Origin of the sequence: Paenibacillus sp. 1182 (genome assembly GCF_017833915.1) — a bacterium.
GTDB lineage: Bacteria > Bacillota > Bacilli > Paenibacillales > Paenibacillaceae > Paenibacillus > Paenibacillus polymyxa_D.
In genome coordinates, this window is the sequence record NZ_JAFICR010000035.1 from 1 (window position 1) to 2,970 (window position 2,970).

The window sequence follows — 2,970 nt, forward strand, 5'->3', positions numbered from 1 at the left end:
CATCGCTGAATGGGTGTCAGATCTACCTTGCCTACTGCTTCTTCCTGACTGGCCATCTTACCATCTGTACGAAGCAAAGGACTGAGCGCCGCTACTGTCGGATTGCTGAACAGGTCTTTCATGTCCAGTCGATAACCTGCTTGCAGCAATCGGGACGATACTTGCAGCGCTTTGATCGAATCGCCGCCCAGTTCAAAGAAGTTATCCTGCGTGCCTACCGTTTCGACACCCAGCACCCCGGCCCATACCGAAGTTAATACCTGTTCTACCATAGTACGCGGTGCCACATAGGCTGTACCCGCATGGATGCTGCCTTCCGGTTCCGGCAAAGCCTTACGGTCGATTTTGCCGTTGCTGGTCAGCGGGATCGCCTCCAGCTGCATCAAGCGTGCTGGCACCATGTGCACGGGCAGCCCGGCTTCCAGCTCGGCCTGTACTTCCTCGATCCGCAGCTCAGCTTCTCCCGTGATGTACCCGCACAAGTACTTGTGTCCACGCTCATCCGTCCGGTCGATGACTACGGCTTGACGCACACCCGGCACCCGCTGGATTGCCGTTTCAATCTCGCCCAGCTCAATCCGGTAGCCCCGGATTTTGACCTGATAGTCCATCCGGCCGATAAAGTCCACATTGCCGTCTGGCATCCACCGCGCCAGGTCACCTGTGCGGTACAATCGTTCACCGGCTACATACGGATTCGCTACGAACTTCTCGGCCGTCAGGTCCGCACGGTTCAAGTAGCCTCGTGCCACGCCAGCACCGCCAATGCACAGCTCACCCAGTACACCGATCGGCACCGGATTCAGCTGGCTGTCCACGATGTAGAAGCGTGCGTTCAGCCATGCCTGACCAATCGGCACACTGCCGCTACTTGGCAGCTTCGACAGTTCTTCGTCGTAGAAGCTGGAGTCAATCGCCGCTTCCGTGACGCCATAGCTGTTCATAATGCGAATATCTGCGCCAAACCGTTCTTGCAGCACCCGATAATCCGTCACGCTGCAGCTATCCGAGCTGGTGATCAGCAGTTCCAGACTGCTCATGTCAAGGCCCTGTTCATGCACATGCTGCATAAACGGTACGATTAAAGCCGGTGTGGATTCGAACACCGTAATCTGATAATCGTGAATCCAGCCATACAGACGGCTTGGATCAATGCGGTCGTCTTTCGGGCAGATGACCATCGTGCCACCGTTATAGAGCGCCCGTGCAATATCGCCGACGAATACGTCGAAGGAGAAACTTGCCAGTTGTAACAGGCGTACCGGGAACTGGTTCAGACGGTAATCCCGGCGGTATGCCGCAGCTGTGTTTACCAAACTGTGATGCTCGATCATGACACCCTTCGGACGTCCCGTTGTACCGGACGTGTAGATCACATATGCCAGATCCTGCGGCTCGTTGATATGTTCCACATCCGTGGCATCTCCGGTGTACAACGACTCATCGTCCAGCGCCAATACAGTACGCAGACGCAGCCCTGTTGCCGGTTCGGATGCTTCTTCGTTGTCAGAACTCGAATCTAATTTAAAACTTACGCCTTCACTCAGGCTGCCTCTTTCCATCGTTTCAGCGCCAGCCGCTATTTCCAACTCGCCCTCAGACTGCCCACCGGCCAAGACCTGTCGGCTCTCCTCCAGCCATGCTTGCGCGCGTTCCTGCAAACCTGTTTGCGTAAGCAGCACCGTAGCGCCGCTGTCCTCGAGCATAAAGCGGATACGTTCGGATGGATAATCTGCATCCAGTGGCACGTATGCACCGCCGGCCTTCCATACCGCCAGTACGCCGACCATCATGTCCACCGAGCGCTCGCTCAAAATACCAACAATGGATTCACGCCCAATGCCTTCATTCCGCAATCTACGAGCAAGTTGATTCCCACGCTCGTTCAGCTCGCGGTACGTAAGCTGCCGCTCCTCGTATACCACTGCCACATGATCCGGCACAAGCTGCGCTTGTTCTTCCACATAGGCATGGAACAACCCTTCTGATTGCTTTTCATCACTCCATGCAGATACGCCCACGGATCCAAAACCGTCGATGATTTTTGCTTTTTCCGCAGCAGTCACCAGCTCAAGTTCATCTACCAGCGCATCTGGTCTGTTAATCGCTTCTTCAATCATATGCAGCAAATGCTCGCGGATTTGCTCTACAGCTGTGCGTTCCAATACTCGCGCATTGTACTCCAAATGGACATGAATTTCATCGCCCGGCACAACCGTAATGTTGAAATCATAGTTCGTTTGCTCCGACACGGAAGCATTTGCAATCGTAAAGCCATTCGTGCCACGACTGCCCATTTGCTCCATGCGCTGTTCCACCGGGTAGTTTTCAAACACCATAATATGGTTCACCAGGTCCTGTTTCTGCTCTGTTAGGGCCTGAATTTCATACAACGGATAGGTTTCATAGGCACGGGAAACCAGTGCCTGCTCCTGTATCTGCTTCATTAACGCAGCAAACGTCATATCTTTCTCACTGTGAACTCGTACAGGAACCGTATTAATGAACAAACCAATCATTTTATCGATGCCCGGAATATCCGCTGATCTGCCGGATACGACACTGCCAAATACAACATCCCGACTGTTGTTATACCGTTGCAGCACAACGCCCCACGCTGCTTGCAGAAGGGTATTGACCGTTACTTGCTTCTGCTTAACCAGCTTGTTCATCCGTTCCGTCACTTCGTGGCCCAGTGTAAACGAAAGCTTGTCCGCTTCATATTCTTTAGCGTGACTGTCCAGCTGTTTTACCTGCGGTAATACGGTCTGCTGCTCAAAGCCAGCAAAATAATCACTCCAGAACCGTTCAGCCTCCACGTTGTCCTGCCGATCCAGCCATTCAATGTATTCGCTGTATGATGTTACCGGGGCGGGCTCCGGCTTGCGGTCTTCGAGGATGGCAAAGTACGTATTAAATGCTTCCCCTACAACAAGGAACAAGCACCAACCGTCCATCAAAATATGATGG

The 2,970-nt window shown here is 53.4% G+C and carries 1 protein-coding gene; it reads right to left on the reverse strand.

All coding sequences use genetic code 11. The features are described 5' to 3' along the window. The coding region (locus tag JOD82_RS28845) for a non-ribosomal peptide synthetase (protein WP_209950385.1) at positions 1-2,970 on the reverse strand (2,970 nt) is incomplete at both ends.